This is a genomic window from Pseudomonas sp. MF09156 (assembly GCF_059862305.1).
In genome coordinates this window covers 130,748-149,199 of record NZ_JCBCUR010000015.1, presented here as the reverse complement: position 1 = coordinate 149,199, position 18,452 = coordinate 130,748, and the positions used below count along the sequence as shown (strand labels likewise).

The 18,452-nt window shown below is 63.4% G+C and carries 12 protein-coding genes; 10 read left to right on the top strand and 2 right to left on the bottom strand.

Annotated elements, in window-relative coordinates:
* Positions 1-219: 219 nt before the first annotated feature.
* The 6 genes from recC to yfiB all read left to right on the top strand — a co-directional run bounded on the left by recC (position 220) and on the right by yfiB (position 11,860).
* Positions 220-3,669 carry an exodeoxyribonuclease V subunit gamma gene (gene recC / locus AC19YY_RS24775; RefSeq protein WP_500605027.1) on the top strand — a complete coding sequence of 1,150 codons (3,450 nt, stop codon included), beginning with the start codon at positions 220-222 and terminating at the stop codon, positions 3,667-3,669.
* Positions 3,666-7,346, top strand: coding sequence for an exodeoxyribonuclease V subunit beta (gene recB / locus AC19YY_RS24770; protein ID WP_500605026.1), 3,681 nt, complete (start codon positions 3,666-3,668; stop codon positions 7,344-7,346). Before recC ends, recB begins: the two co-directional genes overlap by 4 nt.
* Complete coding sequence (recD, locus tag AC19YY_RS24765) at positions 7,343-9,388, top strand: exodeoxyribonuclease V subunit alpha (RefSeq protein ID WP_500605025.1); 2,046 nt, start codon at positions 7,343-7,345, stop codon at positions 9,386-9,388. The genes recB and recD overlap by 4 nt, the downstream gene beginning before the upstream one ends.
* Positions 9,389-9,526: 138 nt before the next feature.
* Positions 9,527-10,099, top strand: a complete 573-nt coding sequence (gene yfiR, locus AC19YY_RS24760) for a regulatory sequestration protein YfiR (protein ID WP_169955144.1) — start codon at positions 9,527-9,529, stop codon at positions 10,097-10,099.
* Complete coding sequence (gene dgcN / locus AC19YY_RS24755; RefSeq protein WP_169955143.1) at positions 10,096-11,364, top strand: diguanylate cyclase DgcN/YfiN; 1,269 nt, start codon at positions 10,096-10,098, stop codon at positions 11,362-11,364. The genes yfiR and dgcN overlap by 4 nt, the downstream gene beginning before the upstream one ends.
* Positions 11,365-11,368: 4 nt before the next feature.
* Positions 11,369-11,860 carry an outer membrane lipoprotein YfiB gene (yfiB, locus tag AC19YY_RS24750; protein ID WP_169955142.1) on the top strand — a complete coding sequence of 164 codons (492 nt, stop codon included), beginning with the start codon at positions 11,369-11,371 and terminating at the stop codon, positions 11,858-11,860.
* A gap of 722 nt (positions 11,861-12,582) precedes the next feature.
* Here the strand turns inward: yfiB and AC19YY_RS24745 are convergent.
* A complete protein-coding gene (locus AC19YY_RS24745) occupies positions 12,583-13,530 on the bottom strand; it encodes a LysR family transcriptional regulator (RefSeq protein WP_170043673.1) in 948 nt (315 codons plus the stop codon).
* Positions 13,531-13,661: 131 nt separating this feature from the next.
* Between AC19YY_RS24745 and AC19YY_RS24740 the strand changes: the two genes are divergently transcribed.
* Together AC19YY_RS24740 and mmsB are read left to right on the top strand one after the other, a co-directional pair.
* Positions 13,662-15,188 (top strand): CoA-acylating methylmalonate-semialdehyde dehydrogenase, encoded by a 1,527-nt coding sequence (locus AC19YY_RS24740; protein ID WP_170043672.1) that lies wholly within the window; start codon positions 13,662-13,664, stop codon positions 15,186-15,188.
* A gap of 14 nt (positions 15,189-15,202) precedes the next feature.
* A complete protein-coding gene (mmsB, locus tag AC19YY_RS24735; protein WP_500605024.1) occupies positions 15,203-16,090 on the top strand; it encodes a 3-hydroxyisobutyrate dehydrogenase in 888 nt (295 codons plus the stop codon).
* 48 nt (positions 16,091-16,138) lie between these two features.
* On the opposite strand, the gene AC19YY_RS24730 is transcribed toward mmsB, so the two are convergent.
* Positions 16,139-16,483: a cupin domain-containing protein gene (locus tag AC19YY_RS24730; protein ID WP_076962673.1), complete on the bottom strand. Its 345-nt coding sequence runs from the start codon at positions 16,481-16,483 to the stop codon at positions 16,139-16,141.
* A gap of 363 nt (positions 16,484-16,846) precedes the next feature.
* On the opposite strand from AC19YY_RS24730, the gene kynB reads away from it, so the two are divergent.
* Complete coding sequence (kynB, locus tag AC19YY_RS24725) at positions 16,847-17,497, top strand: arylformamidase (protein WP_169955138.1); 651 nt, start codon at positions 16,847-16,849, stop codon at positions 17,495-17,497.
* Positions 17,494-18,351, top strand: coding sequence for a tryptophan 2,3-dioxygenase (kynA, locus tag AC19YY_RS24720; protein ID WP_170058541.1), 858 nt, complete (start codon positions 17,494-17,496; stop codon positions 18,349-18,351). Before kynB ends, kynA begins: the two co-directional genes overlap by 4 nt.
* The last annotated feature ends 101 nt before the right edge of the window (positions 18,352-18,452 follow it).

Genomic DNA, 18,452 nt, shown 5'->3' with positions numbered 1-18,452 from the left:
GAAACGATGCATCGCCGATGGTAGTGTGGGGTTTCCCCATGTGAGAGTAGGTCATCGTCAAGATTAAATTCCGAAACCCCAATTGCGAAAGCAGTTGGGGTTTTGTTTTGGGCGGTCGAAAAGGCGCTGAGGCGATTTGGCACGTCGTCCAACTCTGTCCATAACGCCCTTCAATGCTAAAGTCCCACCCTCGATTTTGCTTTTCCCAAGGAAGCCGTTATGCCGGATGCAACGTCCCTCAGCGCTGGATTCATGGTCGTCCACGGCAATCGCCTGGATGAACTGCGCAGCCTGGTTGTCAGTTGGATGCGTCGATATCCGCTGGCTCCCCTGGAAAACGAAATCGCCCTGGTACAAAGCAACGGAATCGCGCAATGGCTCAAGCTGGCTCTTGCCGAAGACCCGGAAGAAGACGACATGGGTGGTTGCGGCATCGCCGCTGCAATCGACGTGCAACTGCCCGGCAGCTTTATGTGGCAGCTCTATCGCATGGTTTTGGGCCGTGACGAAATCCCGGTCAAATCCCTGCTGGATAAAGCCCCACTGACCTGGCGCCTTATGCGCCTGTTGCCCGAGCTGATCGACCAGCCGCACTTCGAGCCCCTGCAACGTTTCCTCACCCACGACACCGACCTGCGTAAACGCTACCAACTGGCGGAACGCCTGGCCGACCTGTTCGACCAATACCAGGTCTACCGTGCGGACTGGCTGGAAGACTGGGCCGCTGGTCGCCACCAACTGCGCAATGGCCGAGGCGAAGCCAAGCCCCTGAGCCCGGCCAACTGCTGGCAGGCCGAGTTATGGCGGGCGTTGCTGCTGGACGTTGGCGAGCAAGGCATGGCGCAGAGCCGTGCCGGGGTCCACCAGCGTTTTATCGAACGCATCAACAACCTGGATGCCGCCCCGCAAGGCCTGCCGTCGCGAGTCATCGTGTTTGGCATATCCTCCTTGCCAGCCCAGGCCCTTGAAGCATTGGCCGGCCTGGCCCGTTTCAGCCAGGTGTTGCTCTGCGTACACAACCCTTGCCGTCACCATTGGTCCGACATCGTTGCCGACAAAGACCTACTGCGAAACGAATACAAACGCCAGGCGCGCAAGACCGGGATGCCCGTCACCATCGACCCGCAAACCTTGCACCAGCATGCCCACCCCTTGCTGGCCGCCTGGGGCAAGCAAGGTCGCGACTACATCAACCTGCTGGACAGCTACGACGACCCCAACAGCTACCGTTCGGCCTTCCGTGACGGGCGCATCGACCTGTTCAGCGACAGCGAACCGACCACCCTCCTCAACCAGTTACAGGACGATATCCTCGAACTGCGCCCGCTCCCCGAAACCCGTGAGCGCTGGCCGGCCGTTGATCTGCAGCATGACACTTCGATCCGCTTCCACATCGCCCACAGCGCCCAGCGCGAAGTGGAAATCCTCCACGACCAACTGCTCCAGCGCTTCAGCGCGGACCCGACGTTGCGCCCCCGCGACGTTATCGTCATGGTCCCGGACGTTGACAGCTATGCACCGCATATACGCGCGGTGTTCGGCCAGTTGGACAAGAAAGACCCACGCTTCATCCCCTTCACCCTGACGGACCAGGGCCAACGGGGCCGCGACCCGCTGTTGATCGCTGTCGAGCACCTGCTGAAACTCCCGGACAGCCGTTTCCCGGTCAGCGAAATCCTTGATTTGCTGGACGTCCCCGCCCTGCGCGAACGTTTCGCGATCCATGAGCGCGACCTGCCCACCCTGCACCGGTGGATCGAAGGCGCGGGCATCCGCTGGGGGCTCGATGCCGAACAACGCGCCGGCCTGGGCTTGCCCAGTGCGCTGGAGCAGAACAGCTGGCGTTTCGGCCTGCGCCGTATGCTGCTGGGCTACGCCGTCGGCAGTGGGGCTGCCTGCGATGGCATTGAGCCCTATGACGAAATCGGCGGCCTCGACGCGGCGCTGATCGGCCCACTGGTCGCCTTGCTTGACGCATTGCACGCTGCACATCAAGCGCTGTCACAACCCGCGACCCCGCACGCTTGGGGTGCACGCCTGCAAGACCTGATGCAACGCTTCTTCCTGGCCAGCAATGAACACGACGACTATCTACTGGGCCAACTCGAGCAACTGCGGGAAGACTGGCTGGAAACCTGCGAGTCCGTCGGCCTGTGCGATGAATTACCGCTGACTGTCGTCCGTGAGGCCTGGCTTGCCGGCCTCGACCAGGGTCGCCTGTCCCAGCGCTTTCTCGCCGGCGCCGTGAATTTCTGCACCCTGATGCCGATGCGCGCCATCCCCTTCAAGCTGGTGTGCCTGCTGGGCATGAACGACGGCGACTATCCGCGTGCGCAACCGCCGCTGGATTTCGACCTGATGGGCAGCGACTACCGCCCCGGCGACCGCTCCCGGCGTGAAGACGACCGATACCTGCTGCTCGAAGCCCTGCTTTCCGCACGCGACCAGCTCTACATCAGTTGGGTCGGCCGCAGCATCCGCGATAACAGCGAGCGCCCGGCGTCCGTGCTGATCGGTCAACTGCGCGATCACCTCGCCAGCGGCTGGCAGCACGCCCAGGAGCAACCACTGCTGGAGGCGATGACCCAGGAGCATCCGTTGCAACCCTTCAGTGCGCGTTACTTCCACGAGGGTGACCCTCTGTTCAGCTACGCCCGCGAATGGCAGCTACTGCACGAAGCCCAGGACGAAGTCCGCGAAACAGCGCGCCTGGCAGCCTACATCCAGGAAGAGCCCTTGAGCCTGGGCCAGTTGCAGGACTTCTTGCGCAACCCTGTCAGGCATTTCTTTAGCCAGCGCCTGAAAGTGTTTTTCGAAGCTGCCGAAGTGCCCCTGGCCGATGAAGAACCCTTCGTCCTCGACGCCCTGCAGCGCTACACCTTGAGCGACAGCCTGCTCGCCGCCGCGCTGACCGACCCGGATCATCTGGAGCAAGCCCTGGAGGCACAGGCACAACGTCTTCAAGGCAGTGGCCTGTTGCCCATGGTCGGCTTCGGCGAGTGCCTGCGCAACGAACTGATCGAACCCTTGCCTGACTTGCTGCAACGCTACCAGCAACTCCTGGCTCTCTGGCCCACGCCACACAACACCGCAGAGCCCGTCAGCTTCGCGCACCATGGGATTGCGCTCGACGGCTGGATCAGCGGCTTGCACCGGCGCAATGATGGCGGCTTGCTCAGCGTGACCACCATCCCCAACAGCATCGGCTCGATCAAGACCCGCAAGTGGCATCGCTTGATTCGCCCATGGGTCAATCACCTGGTGGCCTGTGCCTGCGGCTTGCCGTTGAGCACAGGGTTGGTGGCGAGTGATGACACACTCTTGCTGGCACCCCTGGAGCAAAACCTTGCCCAGGATGTGCTCGGTAATCTGTTATTGGCCTGGCAGGCCGGCATGAGTGAGCCGCTGCCGGTCGCGGTCAAGACGGCGTTTGCCTGGCTCGGCCAGACTGATCCGGATAAAGCCCAGGCCGCCGCCCTTAAAGCCTACGAAGGCGATGGCATCACCAGCGACGGCGAGCGCCGTGAAAGCCCGGCCCTCACCCGGCAGTTCCCCGACTACGCGGCCCTGGTCGCCAGCGAAGATTTCGAAGGCTGGGCTGAAACCCTGTATCGCCCCTTGATAACCGCACCCTGGCGATCACTGACCAGCGAGGAGGCCCGTCCATGAGTGCCATCAAACCCCTGGCCCTGGCCTTCCCCTTGCGTGGCAGCCAACTGATCGAAGCCAGCGCCGGCACCGGCAAGACCTTCACCATCTCCGCGCTGTACCTGCGCCTGGTACTGGGCCACGGCGGCGGCGAGGCGGGTTTTGGTCGCGAATTGCTGCCGCCGCAGATCCTCGTAGTGACCTTCACCGATGCTGCCACCAAAGAGCTGCGCGAACGCATCCGCACCCGCCTGGCCCAAGCGGCGCACTTTTTTCGTGACGAAATCGAGCAGCCCGACGCCTTGATCGCCGAGCTGCGCGCTCAGTACAGTGCCGAGCAATGGCCTGGCTGCGCCAACCGCCTGGATATCGCTGCGCAATGGATGGACGAGGCCGCCGTCTCGACCATCCACAGTTGGTGCCAGCGCATGCTGCGCGAGCACGCGTTCGACAGTGGCAGCCTGTTTACCCAGACCCTGGAAACCGACCACAGCGATTTGCTCGGCGAAGTGTTGCGCGACTACTGGCGCCTGTTCTGCTACCCGATGCACGGCGATGCGCTGAACTGGGTCCGCAGCAACTGGGGCGGCCCTGCGGCGCTGATGCCCCGAGTGCGTGCGCTGTTTGGCAGCGAGCGCCCCGCTGATGATCCGCGCGAGCCCGCCGAACTGATCGAAGCCTGCCTGCACGAACGCCGCGAAGCCCTGGTGGCGCTCAAGGCTCCTTGGCAGGAATGGGCCGCCGAGTTGCGCGAAATCTGCCTGCAAGCCGTCGCCGCCAAGGCGGTGGACGGGCGCAAGATGCAGGCCCGTTATTTCGAGCCCTGGTTCGAGAAAATCAGCGCCTGGGCTGCCGACGAAACCCTGGAGCAACTGGATATCGGCACCGGTTTCACGCGCCTGACCCCCGATGGCATGGCCGAAGCCTGGAAGGGCGATGCACCCCATCACCCCGGCCTGGATGCCATGGCGGGCCTCAAAGCCAGCCTCGACGCCTTGCCCACGCCCGACGCGGCGGTGCTGCAACACGCGGCCGCCTGGGTCGGTAAACGTTTTGAGGAAGAGAAGCGCCGGCGCGCCGAGATGGGTTTTGACGACATGCTCATCCGCCTGGACACCGCCCTGCAAGCCGAGGGGGGCGAGCGCCTGGCCAGTGTGATCCGCGAGCAATTCCCGGTGGCCCTGATCGACGAATTCCAGGACACCGACCCGGTGCAGTACCGGATCTTCGAAAGCATCTACCGCATCGAAGACAACAACCCGCACAGCGGCCTGTTCCTGATCGGCGACCCCAAGCAGGCGATCTACGCGTTTCGCGGCGCCGATATCTACACCTACTTGCGCGCCCGCCAGGCCACCGCCGGGCGCTTGCATACCCTGGGCACCAACTTTCGCTCCAGCCATGCCATGGTCGAGGCGGTCAACCATGTGTTCGAGCGTGCGGAAACCGGGCGTGGGGCGTTTCTGTTTCGTACGCCCGACGGCGACAACCCGGTGCCTTTCCTACCGGTCTCGTCCCAGGGCCGCAAAGAGCAGTTGCAGGTCGATGGACATACACTGCCGGCCTTGAATATCTGGCACCTGGCCACTGACCAGCCGATCTCCAATGTGCTGTATCGCCAGCAATTGGCCGGCGCGTGCGCCAGCCAGATTGTCGCGTTGCTCAATGGTGGCCAGCAGGGCACGGCGGGGTTTATCAAGGGGACGGACTTTACCCCCGTGCAACCGTCGAACATCGCCATCCTTGTGCGTGACGGCAAGGAAGCCCAGGCCGTACGCGGCGAACTGGCCGCGCGCGGTGTGCGCAGTGTGTACCTGTCCGATAAGGATTCGGTGTTCGCATCCCAGGAAGCCCACGACCTGCTCGCCTGGCTCAAGGCCTGTGCCGAACCGGATGTCGAGCGCCCGCTACGCGCGGCCCTGGCCTGCGTCACCCTCAACTTGTCGCTGCCCCAGCTGGAGCAACTGAACCAGGACGAACTGGCCTGGGAGCAGCGCGTCATGCAGTTTCGCGACTACCGTGTGATCTGGCGCACCCAGGGCGTGTTGCCGATGCTGCGGCGCCTGCTGCATGACTTCAAGTTGCCGCAAACCCTGATCGCCCGCAGCGATGGCGAACGGGTGCTGACCAACCTGCTGCACCTGTGCGAATTGCTGCAACAGGCCGCCGCAGAACTGGACGGCGAACAAGCGCTGATCCGCCATCTTGCAGAGCACCTGGCGCTCTCGGGCCAGGCCGGCGAAGAACAGATCCTGCGCCTGGAAAGCGATGAGCAACTGGTCAAGGTAGTGACCATCCACAAGTCCAAGGGCCTGGAATACGACTTGGTTTTCCTGCCGTTTATCTGCTCGGCCAAGCCGGTCGACGGCAGCCGCCTGCCGCTGCATTACCACGATGCCAACGGTAAATCCCAGGTCAGCCTCAAACCCACCGCCGAACTGATCGCCCAGGCCGATGACGAGCGCCTGGCCGAAGACCTGCGTCTGTTCTACGTGGCGCTGACCCGGGCCAAACATGCCTGTTGGCTCGGCGTGGCCGACCTCAAGCGCGGCAATAACAACAGTTCGGTGCTGCACCTCTCGGCCCTGGGCTATCTGCTGGGCGGCGGCGCGCCCCTGGGTGAGTCCGCAGCCCTGGCCCGCTGGCTGATGGATGTGCAGGACGGCTGCGCGGCAATTGCCTACGGGCAAATGCCCCAAGCCGACAGCAACACTTACCAGCCACCGCGCAATGACGCGACCTTGCTCGCGCCGCTCCTGCCCAAGCGCAAGGCGGCGGAAAACTGGTGGATTGCTTCCTACAGCGCCCTGCGCATCGGCGAAAGCATGAGCGCCGCCAGCCTGGAAGCCCCGGAAAGCCCACAAGCCCAAAAGCTGTTCGACGACGAACGCCTGGACCCGGATGCACCGCGCGAAGTCGCCGCGTCTGGCGGGGATATTCACCGTTTCCCACGGGGCCCCAACCCCGGGACCTTTCTCCACGGCCTGTTGGAGTGGGCCGGCAACGAAGGCTTCAACGTAACCGGCGAAGCCATCGAAGATGCCGTCGCCCGGCGCTGCAACCGACGCGGTTGGGAGGGCTGGATCGGCACCCTCAGCGGCTGGCTCGGGCACCTGTTGCAAGTGCCGCTGGGCCTGGGCCATGGGCAGGCAGCGATGAGCCTGAGCGAGCTGCAGCACTATCAGATCGAAATGGAGTTCTGGTTCGCCAGCCACAAAGTCGATGTGCTTGCCCTCGACCAACTGGTCTGCCAGTACACCCATGACGGCGTGTCGCGGGTCGCCGCCGAGCCGGTATTGCTCAACGGCATGTTCAAGGGCTTTATCGACCTGACCTTCGAGCACGACGGCCGCTACTACGTGGCGGACTACAAATCCAACTGGCTCGGTGCCGACGACGCGGCCTACACCCGCGAGGCCATGGAACAGTCGATTCTCGACCATCGTTATGACCTGCAATACGTCCTCTACCTGCTGGCCCTGCATCGCCAGCTCAAGGCGCGGCTGCCCGATTACGATTACGACCGGCATGTGGGCGGCGCGCTCTACCTGTTCCTGCGCGGTAGCCAAGCCGTGAGCCAGGGCGCGTACTTCACCCGGCCCCCACGGGAGCTGATCGAACGCCTGGACTTGCTGTTCCAGGGCAAGCCGCAACCGCCCAAGGTCGAACCGGCCTGGGAACAAGGAGTCCTGCTATGAGCCTCTCGACAATGCCGCTGGAGGCACTGGCACCGCTGGATCGCGCTGACGACCTGATGCACCTGCTGGAGCGCTGGGTCGAGCGCGGCTGGCTGCGGGCGCTGGACAAGGCGTTCGTCGGCTTTCTCCATGAGCTCGACCCACAGGCCGACCCCCTGGTGCTGCTGGCCGCCGCCCTGACCAGTCACCAGCTGGGCCACGGCCATGTGTGCCTGGATTTGTTCGAGACCCTGAATGCCCCGGATTTCGCCCTGTCCTTGCCCCCTGAAGGTGATCTTTCCAGTGGCGTGATGCTGCCCTCGCAACTGCTCGATGGCCTGGACGGTGCCCATTGGTGCCAGGCCCTGGCCGCAAGCCCGCTGGTGGCACTGGCCGTGGATGGCAGTGTGGCGGCGCAGAGCCGGCCTTTGGTGTTGTCGGGCAAGCGCCTGTACCTGCGGCGTTACTGGACCTATGAGCGGCGCATCGACAGCGCCCTGCGCCAGCGTCTTGCCGCGCAGGAAGCGGTCTCGGCGGACCTGCCCCAGCGCTTGAATGGCCTGTTCCAGCAGCCGCCACCGGATGGCGTGGTCGACTGGCAGAAACTCGCCTGTGCCCTGGCCACGCGTGGCGCGTTCAGCATCGTCACCGGCGGCCCCGGCACCGGCAAGACCACCACCGTGGTGCGTTTGTTGGCCTTGCTGCAAGCGCCCGCGGTGGAGCAGGGCACGGCCCTGCGCATCCGCCTGGCGGCACCTACCGGCAAGGCGGCGGCGCGCTTGACCGAGTCCATCAGCCAGCAAGTACGCTCGCTGCAAGTGCCAGAGGCCGTGCGCGAAAAAATCCCCACCGAGGTCACCACCGTGCACCGCTTGTTGGGCAGCCGCCCCGGCACTCGGCATTTTCGCCATCACGCGGGCAACTTGTTGCCGCTGGATGTGCTGGTGGTCGATGAAGCCTCGATGATCGACCTGGAAATGATGGCCAACCTGCTAGATGCCTTGCCACCCCATGCGCGCCTGGTACTGCTGGGGGACAAGGACCAGTTGGCCTCGGTGGAGGCCGGCGCGGTACTCGGCGATTTGTGCCGCGATGCCGAGGCGGGCTGGTACAGCCCCGGCACTCGCCAATGGCTGGAAAGTGTCAGCGGCGAGAGCCTGGCGGGCAGCGGCTTGCAGGAAGACCTCGATGCCAGCCATCCGCTGGCGCAACAGGTGGTGATGCTGCGCTATTCCCGGCGTTTCGGCGAAGGCAGTGGCATCGGCCAACTGGCGCGTTGGGTCAACCAGCAAAACCCCGAACAGGCCCGGCTACTGCTGGATGCCGGCAGCCACGACCTGTCTTGCCTGCGCCTCAAGGGCGAGCATGATCGCGCCCTGGAGCGCCTGGTGCTGGATGGGCAGGGCGGTGATGCCCAGGGCTATCGCTACTACCTGAACCTGCTGCGCACCACGCGCCCGGCAGCCCAGACACCCCGCGACGACCCGCGCTGGACCGACTGGGCACGCCAGTTGTTGCAAGCCTTCGATGCCTTCCAATTGCTCTGCGCGGTGCGCAAGGGCCCCTGGGGCGTCGAAGGCCTCAACCAACGCATCACCGCCGCGCTGCTCAAGGCCCGGCTGATCGACAGCGACCAGCAATGGTACGAAGGCCGCCCGGTCCTGATGACCCGCAACGACTACGGCCTGGGCTTGATGAACGGTGACATCGGTATCGCCTTGAAGCTGCCCGAAAGCGACGGCGGGCCGCAGGTGCTGCGTGTGGCCTTCCCGCGCAACGACGGCCAGGGCGGGGTGCGCTTTGTACTGCCCAGCCGCCTCAATGATGTGGAAACCGTCTATGCCATGACCGTGCACAAGTCCCAGGGCTCGGAGTTCGCCCACACTGCCTTGATCCTGCCGGATGCGCTGAACCCGGTACTGACCAAGGAGCTGATTTACACCGGCATCACCCGTGCCAAGGACCGCTTCAGCTTGATTGAGACCCGTGGCGCAGTATTCGAGGAAGCGGTGCGGCGCAAAGTGAAACGGTTGAGCGGGCTGATGTTGGAGTTGGGTGTGTGATGCGTAGGAAAAACCTGACTGATATGTCGGTTTTTTCGTAATAAATGGCGGGATCTACCTAGGCCCCGTCTCGATGGGGTTTCCGCCAATATGCTATCGTTGCGGCATCATCCCGAGAAGATCATAGAGAATCGCTGCATGAACGTGGCTGTCTCGCCCGCAGAGCGTAGTTGGAGCTGGAGACGATTGCTGCTATCGGCCGTTCTGTGCCTCGTCACGCCTCTGGCTTTTGCCCAGGCGTCCACTGTCAGTGCGGCCGACCAGCGGGCCCAGGCCGTCACGCAGGTGGTACTGGGGATTCTCAGCTACGCCCGCTGGCCGGTGGAACCCACCCAACTGCGCTTGTGCATCGTGGGCCCGACCCAATACACCGATGACCTGGTCAAAGGCACAACCCAGGCCACAGGCCGGCCGGTGGTGGTCCAGCGCCTGCTGGCGGACAACCCCAATATCGTCAACGCCTGCGACGCGCTGTATATCGGCAAGCTCTCCACTGAAGAACGCAGCCACTTGTTCACCGCCTTGATCGGCCGCCCGGTGCTGAGCATCAGCGAAGGTGGCGACCAATGCACCGTGGGCAGTCTGTTCTGCCTGCGGGTGGGCGATGAGCAGGTGTCGTTCGAGGTCAACCTCGACTCCGTGGCCCGCAGCGGCGTGCGCATTCATCCCAGCGTGTTGCAGTTGTCCCGCCGGCGAGCGCCGGAGCCATGAGGCTGCGTAACGCCACAAGCCGCCCCACTTTACGTTCGGTCTTAGGTCGCGGGCACCTGAGTGTGGCGCTGTTGGCGGTCGCCATGGCTAGCGTGTCCCTGACCCTGCTGGGCGTGCTGGCCCTGCGGGTATATGCCGACCACAACCTGCACCTGATCGCCCGCTCGATCAATTACACGGTGGAAGCCGCGGTGGTGTTCAACGACCGCGTGGCGGCCACCGAAGCCCTGGCGTTGATTGCCTCCACGGAAGAGGTGGCCGAAGCCCGGGTGCTGGACCTTAATGGCAAAACCCTGGCCCATTGGGTGCGCCCGGAGACCGGGATGTTGTCCAGGGTCGAGCTGGAGCTGGCCCATACGTTGCTGGAAGAGGCCATCAGCCAGCCGATCCTGCACCAAGGCAAGCAGATTGGCACCGTTGAGTTGAGCGGCCACGGCGGTAGCCTGTTGCGCTTTTTGCTCAGCGGCCTGGCGGGGATCATTATCTGCACCGCTTTAAGCGGCTGGGTCGCGATTTACCTGGCGCGGCGCATGCTGCGTGGCATCACCGGCCCATTGCACAGCCTGGCCGACGTCGCCCACGCCGCGCGCAGCGAGCGGGCCTTCGATCGCCGCGTGCCGCCGGCACAAATCGCCGAACTCGACAGCCTGGGCAATGACTTCAATGCCCTGCTCGACGAGCTCGAAGCCTGGCAAACCCACCTGCAAAGCGAAAACGAAACCCTCGCCCACCAGGCCAGCCATGACAGCCTGACCGGGCTGCCCAACCGCGCCTTCTTCGAGGGCCGCCTGATCCGGGCCTTGCGCAGTGCGGCCAAGCTCAACGAACGGGTGGCGGTGCTGTTCCTCGACAGCGACCGCTTCAAAGACATCAACGACAACTTCGGGCATGCCGCCGGTGACGCGGTACTGGTGGCCGTCGCCGCGCGCGTACGGGCGCAACTGCGCGAGAGCGACCTGGTGGCGCGCCTGGGCGGCGATGAGTTCGCCATCCTGCTCTCGCCCCTGCACAAGCTTGAAGATGCCCAGCGCATCGCCGACAAAATCATCGCCAGCATGGACCAGCCCATCCCGCTGCCGGGCAACACCGAAGTGTTGACCTCACTCAGTATCGGTATCGCGGTTTATCCCGATCATGGCGCCACTCCCGGCGCCCTGCTCAATGCCGCCGATGCGGCGATGTACCAGGCCAAACGCCTTTCCCAGGGCGGCCAGCACACGGCGGAGTCGGAGCACCCCGCTGCCAACGTTCAACACAGGAGTTGATCCCTTGTTTGCTAACACACGTGTTCTCTTTATCACCTTGTTTATCGCGCTGCTGGCGCTGAGCGGCTGCCAGACCGCCCCGCCCAAGGGCCTGACACCGGCGCAAGTGGCGGTGCTCAAGCAACAAGGCTTCGAACTGACCGACGAAGGCTGGGCGTTTGGCCTGTCGGGCAAAGTGCTGTTTGGCAGCGACGTCGAAAAGCTCAACAAACCCAGCACCGAGATCGTCGAACGCATCGGCAAGGCCCTCACCGGCGTGGGCATCGAACGCGTACGCGTAGACGGCCACACCGACGCTTCGGGCAAGGAAGCCTACAACCAGCAACTGTCCCTGCGCCGGGCGAAAAGCGTGGGCAAGGTCCTGGTGGATGTGGGGATGAAGGAGGAAAACGTGCAACTGCGTGGCCTGGGCAGCAGCGAGCCGGTGGCCTCAAACAGCACTGCCGCGGGCCGTACCGAGAACCGCCGGGTATCGATTGTAGTTATCGCCGACTGAGCCGACAGCTCGGCCTAACTGTGCAACCAAACTGTGGGAGCGGGCTTGCTCGCGAAGGCGGTGGTTCAGCCGGGTATGTATTGACTGACCCAGCGCTATCGCTGGCAAGCCAGCTCCTACAGTTTTTTGTGTCGCCCCAAAACTGCGCCCGACGCTACTCACCTGTGGGAGCGGGCTTGCCCGCGAAGGCGGTGGTTCAGCCGGGTATGTATTGACTGACCCAGCGCTATCGCTGGCAAGCCAGCTCCTACAGTTTTTGTGTCGCCCCAAAATTCTGCGCCCGCCGCCACTCACCTGTGGGAGCGGGCTTGCTCGCGAAGGCGGTGGTTCAGCCGGGTATGTATTGACTGACCCACCGCGATCGCTGGCAAGCCAGCTCCTACAGTTTTTTGTGTCGCCCCAAAATTTTGCGCCCGCCGCTACTCAACTGTGGGAGCGGGCTTGCTCGCGAAGGCGGTGGTTCAGCCGGGTATGTATCGATTGACCCAGCGCTATCGCTGGCAAGCCAGCTCCTACAGTTTTTGTGTCGCCCCAAAATTCTGCGCCCGACGCCACTCACCTGTGGGAGCGGGCTTGCTCGCGAAGGCGGTGGTTCAGCCGGGTATGTATTGACTGACCCAGCGCTATCGCTGGCAAGCCAGCTCCTACAGTTTTTGTGTCGCCCCAAAATTCTGCGCCCGCCGCTACTCACTTGTGGGAGCGGGCTTGCCCGCGATAGCGGTTCAGTCGGCAAACACCATCTCTCGCGTCTCACCCATCAAAAGCCCCTGGTTCTGCTCCGTCACCTCACGTATGTAATCCCACAACAACGTAATCCGTTTCAACTTGCGCAAATCCTCCCGGCAGTACATCCAGAACTGCCGCGTAATATTGATCTCCTCCCCCAACACCGGCAGCAGTCGCGAGTCCTGTGCCGCCAGGAAGCACGGCAAGATCGCCAGCGAACGCCCCTGCTGCGCCGCTACGTACTGCGCGATCACGCTGGTGCTGCGCAGGCTGGCGCTGGCGCCCGGGACGACATTGGCCAGGTACAGCAGCTCCGAGCTGAACGCCAGGTCATCCACATAGCTGATAAACGGATGGTCGGCCAGGTCGGCGGGGCGGCGGATGGGTGGGTGTTGGTCGAGGTAGTCCTGGGTCGCGTACAGCTGCAACTTGTAGTCGCACAGTTTGCAGCACACGTAGGGCCCGTGCTCCGGGCGCTCCAGGGCGATGACGATGTCGGCTTCGCGCTTGGACAGGCTGATGAAGTGGGGCAGGGGCAAGATATCCACCGAGATCGCCGGGTAGGTATCGACGAAGTGGCTCAGTTGCGGGGTGACGAAAAAGCTGCCGAAACCTTCGGTGCAACCCATGCGCACATGCCCCGACAGCGCCACGCCGGAGCCGGAGACTTGCTCGCAGGCCATGTGCAAGGTGCTTTCGATGGACTCGGCGTAACCCAGCAAACGCTGGCCTTCGTTGGTCAGGACGAAGCCGCTGGTCCGGGATTTCTCGAACAGCAGGGTGCCCAACGAGCCTTCCAGCGAACTGATGCGCCGCGACACGGTGGTGTAGTCCACCGCCAGGCGCTTGGCGGCGACGCTGGCCTTGCGGGTGCGCGCCACTTCGAGGAAAAACTTCAGGTCATCCCAGTTCAGCGACCCTAAGGAGGTGATGTTTTTTTGCATGTTGGACCGGCTTTTATGTGGGTTCTTATTGGAAGTTTGCACATCTATACTCCAAAAATCGTCCGAACGCCTCATCCTCAAGGCGCTTCACGCCTTGGCTCTCTGCATAACTACAAGATCTGGAGACCACAATGAACGCATCGCTTACGTCTGCCGATACCACCGTGAAACAGGCCAAACTGTTGATCAACGGTGAATGGGTCGAGTCCAAGACCACCGAGTGGCAAGACATCGTCAACCCGGCGACCCAACAAGTCCTGGCCCGTGTGCCCTTCGCCACGGCCGATGAAGTCAACGCGGCCATCGACGCTGCCCATCGCGCCTTCCAGACCTGGAAGCTGACGCCGATCGGCGCGCGCATGCGCATCATGCTCAAGCTGCAGGCGCTGATCCGCGAGCATTCCAAGCGCATTGCCGTTGTCCTCAGTGCCGAGCAAGGCAAGACCATTGCCGATGCCGAGGGCGATATTTTCCGTGGCCTGGAAGTGGTCGAGCACGCCTGTTCCATCGGCACCCTGCAAATGGGCGAGTTCGCCGAGAACGTCGCCGGTGGCGTCGATACCTACACCCTGCGCCAACCCATCGGCGTCTGCGCTGGCATCACCCCGTTCAACTTCCCGGCGATGATCCCGCTGTGGATGTTCCCGATGGCCATCGCCTGCGGTAACACCTTCGTGCTCAAGCCGTCGGAACAGGATCCGCTGTCGACCCTGATGCTAGTGGAGCTGGCGTTGGAGGCTGGCGTGCCAGCGGGCGTGCTGAACGTGGTCCACGGTGGCAAGGATGTGGTGGATGCCCTGTGCACCCACAAAGATATCAAGGCCGTGTCCTTCGTTGGCTCGACCGCCGTTGGCACCCACGTCTACGACCTGGCGGGCAAGCACGGCAAGCGCGTGCAGTCGATGATGGGCGCGAAGAACCATGCGGTGGTGCTGCCCGATGCCAACCGTGAACAGACCCTCAACGCGCTGGTTGGCGCCGGTTTCGGCGCGGCCGGCCAGCGCTGCATGGCCACCTCGGTGGTGGTGCTGGTGGGCGCGGCCAAGCAGTGGCTGCCGGACCTCAAGGCCCTGGCGCTGAAGCTTAAAGTCAACGCCGGCAGCGAAGCCGGGACCGACGTGGGCCCGGTGATTTCCAAGCGCGCCAAGGCACGCATTCTCGACCTGATCGCAAGCGGCGTGAAAGAAGGCGCCAAGCTGGAGCTGGACGGCCGCGACATCCAGGTGCCGGGCTTCGAGCAAGGCAACTTCGTCGGCCCGACCCTGTTCTCGGGCGTGACCACCGACATGCAGATCTACACCCAGGAAATCTTCGGTCCGGTGCTGGTGGTGCTGGAAGTCGATACCCTCGACGAAGCCATCGCCCTGGTCAACGCCAACCCGTTCGGCAACGGCACCGGCCTGTTCACCCAGAGCGGTGCGGCGGCGCGCAAGTTCCAGAGCGAAATCGACGTCGGCCAGGTGGGCATCAACATCCCGATCCCAGTGCCAGTGCCGATCTTCAGCTTCACCGGTTCCCGTGGCTCGAAACTCGGCGACCTGGGCCCGTACGGCAAGCAAGTGGTGCAGTTCTACACCCAGACCAAAACCGTCACCAGCCGCTGGTTCGACGACGACAGCGTCAATGATGGCGTCAACACCACCATCAACCTGCGTTGATCAAGGAGACGACCATGAAGATTGCATTTATCGGCCTGGGCAACATGGGCGCCCCCATGGCCCGCAACCTGATCAAGGCTGGCCACGCGCTGAACCTGTTCGACCTGAACCAGACCGTGCTCAAGGAACTGGCCGAATTGGGCGGCAGCATCAGCGCCTCACCGCGCGCGGCAGCAGAAGGCGCCGAACTGGTGTTGACCATGCTGCCCGCTGCCGCCCATGTGCGCAGCGTCTGGCTGAATGAAGACGGCGTGCTCGCCGGCATCGGCAAAGGCGTGCCCGCGGTAGATTGCAGCACCATCGACCCGCAGACCGCGCGTGACGTGGCGGCTGCGGCAGCCAAGCACGGTGTGGCGATGGCTGATGCGCCGGTCTCTGGCGGCACGGGCGGGGCGCAGGCCGGGACGCTGACGTTTATGGTCGGCGCCACCCCGGAACTGTTCGCCACCCTGCAACCGGTGCTGGCGCAGATGGGCCGCAACATCGTGCATTGCGGTGAAGTCGGCACCGGGCAGATCGCCAAGATCTGCAACAACCTGCTGCTGGGGATCAGCATGGTCGGCGTCAGCGAGGCCATGGCCCTGGGCGATGCGCTGGGCATCGACACCCAGGTGCTGGCCGGCATCATCAACAGCTCCACCGGGCGTTGCTGGAGTTCGGACACCTACAACCCATGGCCGGGCGTGAGCGAGACCGCGCCGTCGTCCCGGGGCTATACCGGTGGATTTGGCGCTGATCTGATGCTCAAGGACCTGGGCCTGGCCACCGAAGCAGCACGCCAGGCGCACCAGCCAGTGATCCTGGGGGCGGTCGCGCAGCAGTTGTATCAAGCGATGAGCCAGCGTGGGGAAGGGGGCAAGGACTTCTCGGCGATCATCAACAGCTATCGCAAGCCCCAATAGGGGATTTTCCGGGAGCCCGCGTCGGGTGGGCTCCCGGGTTTTTCGTGCTCAGGCAAACACGAAGTACTTACGCACCGTCTCGACCACTTCCCACGTGCCCTTCATGCCGGGCTCCACCACAAAGATATCCCCAGCGCGCAAATGGATCGGCTCCAGGCCGTCCGGGGTGATCACGCAGTAGCCTTCCTGGAAATGGCAGTATTCCCACTTCACGTATTCCACGTACCACTTGCCCGGGGTGCAGATCCAGGTGCCCATGATCTTGCTGCCGTCTTCGCTGGTGTAGGCGTTGAGGTTGACGGTGTGCGGGTCGCCCTCGAGTTTCTGCCACTTGCAGGCATCCAGGACCGGCAGGGGATGGGTATCGCGCAGTACGGTGATCGGCTGGGACATGATGGCTCCAAGGCAGGGAAGTGAAGCCCAACCCTATAGCCCCGGGCCGGATGCCAGTGGTCTGAACTCGACACTGGGATGCCCAGAAGCGCATTGGCATACGATCTTAAAACCTACGCCGACCCTGTGGGAGCGGGCTTGCCCGCGATGGCGGTGTGTCAGGTGCCGCATTTTTCACTGGTCCACTGCCATCGCGGGCAAGCCCGCTCCCACATTTGATCTGGGGTGGCTGATGGAACCATTCACTAATAAGACGATTCTTCGCAGTAACTACGAAAGAAATCAGCCTTTGCGCCGGAATTCGCAAGAATATTTACCGCTGGCCCTCGTATCATTCACTTTAGAAACAACCGAGAGCCTCGTATGAATCCAATAAAAACGTGGTGGGATATCAGCCCGCCCTTGAGCACCGCCACCCCGACCTGGCCGGGCGATACGCCCTTCCAGGAAGAACGCGTCTGGCAGTTCGGCCCCGAATGCCCGGTGAACGTCGGGCGCATCACCCTGTCGCCCCACACCGGCGCCCATGTCGATGCGCCGCTGCACTACAGCGCCGACGGTGCGCCCATCGGCGAAGTGTCGCTGGATGTTTACCTGGGCCCGTGCCGGGTCCTGTATTGCCTGGGCAGCGGCGCGCTGGTGCAGCCCGAGCAGTTGCAAGGTCGCCTGGATAACCTGCCGGAACGGGTGCTGCTGCGCACTTATCAACAGGCGCCGCTGACCACCTGGGATTCGAACTTCACCGCCGTCGCCCACGAAACCGTCGAGCTGCTGGCCAGCCTCGGCGTGCGCCTGATCGGCATCGACACGCCGTCCCTGGACCCGCAACAGTCCAAGACCATGGATGCCCACAACGCCGTCGCCCGGCATGGCATGGCGATTCTCGAAGGTATCGTGCTCGACGACGTGCCGGAGGGCGATTACGAGTTGATCGCGCTGCCGCTGCGTTTTGCCAACCTCGATGCCAGCCCGGTACGAGCAATCCTGCGCCCGCTCAAGGAGCCCACGCGATGAGCCAGTGTCCTTTTTCCCCTGATTACCAGCCGCCTGAAGAGTGGCATAACGCCGAGCTGAATTTTTCCGAGTCCATGAGCTACGGCGATTACCTGGACCTGGGCAAAGTGCTCACGGCCCAGCACCCGCTGTCGCCGGACCACAACGAGATGCTGTTCATCATCCAGCACCAGACCTCCGAGTTGTGGATGAAGCTGATGCTCCACGAACTCAAGGCCGCCCGTGAGCACGTGCGCCTGGGTGAGCTGGCGCCGGCGTTCAAGATGCTGGCGCGGGTGTCGCGGATTTTCGACCAACTGGTGCATGCCTGGGCCGTGCTGGCGACCATGACGCCATCGGAGTACAAGGCGATCCGCCCGTACCTGGGGCAGTCGTCGGGTTTCCAGTCGTTCCAGTACCGGGAAATCGAGTTCATCCTCGGCAATAAAAGCGCGGCGCTGCTGCGGCCCCACGCCCATCGCCCGGAGTTGCTCAAGGAGCTGCAAGTGGCGATTGCCACGCCGTCGCTGTATGACGAGGCGATCAATCTGATGATCAAGGCGGGCCTGGCGATTGACCCGCAGCGTGCGCAACGCGACCCGACGGCGCCCACGGTTCACGACGAATCCGTGGAGACGGCGTGGCGCGAGGTGTATCGCGATCCGAACCGTTACTGGGACTTGTATCAGTTGGCCGAGAAGTTTATCGACCTGGAAGACTCGTTCCGCCAATGGCGTTTCCGCCATGTGACCACGGTGGAGCGGATCATCGGCTTCCAGCCGGGCACCGGTGGCACTGAGGGCGTGGGGTACTTGCGCAAGATGCTCGATACGGTGCTGTTCCCCGAGCTGTGGCGGGTGCGCTCGACGCTCTGATTGAAACCCAACAAAAAGCCCCGGCACTCATTGAGTACCGGGGCTTTTTGTTGGCAATGCATTCCTATTGTGACCCTGTTCATGGGGAGCCGGGCTTGCCC